The 1,766-nt window shown below is 68.7% G+C and carries 2 protein-coding genes; both read right to left on the reverse strand.

Annotated features, from left to right (window positions below; translation table 11 throughout):
• On the reverse strand, positions 1-419 hold a 419-nt coding region (locus tag AC1D15_RS30325), incomplete at its 3' end, for an efflux RND transporter permease subunit (protein ID WP_477828948.1).
• A 21-nt stretch (positions 420-440) separates the two neighbouring features.
• Positions 441-1,580, reverse strand: coding sequence for an efflux RND transporter periplasmic adaptor subunit (locus AC1D15_RS30330; protein ID WP_477828949.1), 1,140 nt, complete (start codon positions 1,578-1,580; stop codon positions 441-443).
• Between the last annotated feature and the right edge of the window lie 186 nt (positions 1,581-1,766).

Consider the following 1,766-nt stretch of genomic DNA (forward strand, 5'->3'; position numbering starts at 1 on the left):
CCCGACGGCAGCGTCGAGCGCATGTCGCCGATCTTCTTGCGCGTCTGGTACCAGACGTTGTTGACTTCCTTCGGCGGCGAGCTGTCCTTGATCTGGAAGATGGTCAGCGACTCGCCCGGCTTGGTGTAGCTGCGGATCTTGTCGGCGTACGGCGCTTCCTGCAGCGTCTTCTCGATCTTGTCGGTGACCTGCTCGGCCATCTGCTGCGCGGTGGCGCCCGGCCAGAAGGCCTGCACCACCATCGCGCGGAAGGTGAACGGCGGGTCTTCGTCCTGGCCCAGCTGGAAGTAGGCGACGAAGCCCAGCACCATCAGCACCACCATCAGGTAGCGCGTCAGCGGCTGGTGTTCGAGGGCCCAGCGGGAGATGTTGAAACGCGAGGTCGGCGCGTCGTCGTGTGTGTCTTGGGGGCTGCTCATGCGGTGCCTCGGGCGCTGGGCTTAGCGGGATGCCGCGCTGGCGGCAGGCGCCATCGCAGCCGGGTTGCCGTTCTGCGCGGTCGGCTCGACGTACATCTTCACCTGCTGCCCGGGCGACAGCACGTGCACGCCGGCCGTCACCACCACCTGCCCGGGCGCGAGGCCGGCGGCCACCACCACGGTGTTGCCGTCGGCACCGGCCACCTGGATCGGCTGCGCCTTGACGCTGAGCACGCCCTGGGCGTTCTTGTCGACCAGCCATACCGACGTGCGGCCCTGCAGCTCGGTGACCGCCGACAGCGGCAGGCGCACCACGTTCGACTGCTGCGGCAACTCGATCAGCACGGTGGCGGTCTGGCCGAGGCGGGCCGGCAGCTCGCCGATGTCGGCCTTGATCTGGAACGTGCGGGTCGCGGCATCGGCAGCCGCGGCCACCTCGCGGATCGACGCGGACACCGCGTCATTGCTACCCCATAGCCTCACCTTCAGCGCACCGGGCTTGCGGGCGAGCGCCCGCAGGTCGCTCACATGGTCTTCAGGCACCGAGAACACCACATCGCGCGGGCCGTCCTGCGCGAGGCGCACGACCGAGGTGCCGGCGGCCACCACCATGCCCGGCTCGGCATCGACGCCGGTGATCACGCCATTGGAATCGGCCACCAGCGCCGCATAGGCGGCCTGGTTGCCCTGCACGCCGGCCTGCGCGCGCGCCTGGTCGAATTGCGCCTGGGCGGACTTCAGCGCGGTGTCGCGGCGCTCCAGCTCGGCCGAGCTGATGAAGCCCTGGTCGCGCAGGTCCTTGTAGCGCTTGTAGTCGGCATTCGCGAGCTCGAGGTTGGTCTGCGCCGCGGCAAGCGCCGCGCGGGCCGACTCCTGCGCCAGCTTCAGATCCTGCGGATCGAGCTGCGCGAGCACCTGGCCGGCCTTCACGGTGTCGCCCACGTTCGCCGTGCGGCGCGTGATCTTGCCGCCGACCCGGAAGCCGAGCTTCGATTCGGTGCGCGCCCTGATCTCGGCCGCGTACTCGCGGGTGCCGCCCGCGGCCCCGTTGGCGACGGTCAGCGTGCGGACCGCCCGCACCGGCTCGGCGGCAGGCTCGGTCTTGGAACAGGCAGCCAGGACGGCCACACCGGCCAAGGCAATGAACAGCGTGGATCGCATCGGAATCCTCTTCGAAGCGGTGAACGGGGGCGGTAATTCTGGAGACGGGGGCTGATGTCAGTTACGGTACAACTGACTGACCGGTCAGTAATGTATTCGGGTCAATCCCAGGTGTCAAACCGTCCCTGGCATCTTTCGATGCGTCACGAGCGTCCGGGGCCGACCCAGCGACAATGCGCGCTGAAT

It is taken from the genome of Rhizobacter sp. P2_H2, assembly GCF_056403375.1.

Bases quoted from the DNA above. Each gene is read 5' to 3' on its own strand.
- AC1D15_RS30330 (WP_477828949.1), bottom strand. From the start codon at position 1,580: ATGCGATCCACGCTGTTCATTGCCTTGGCCGGTGTGGCCGTCCTGGCT.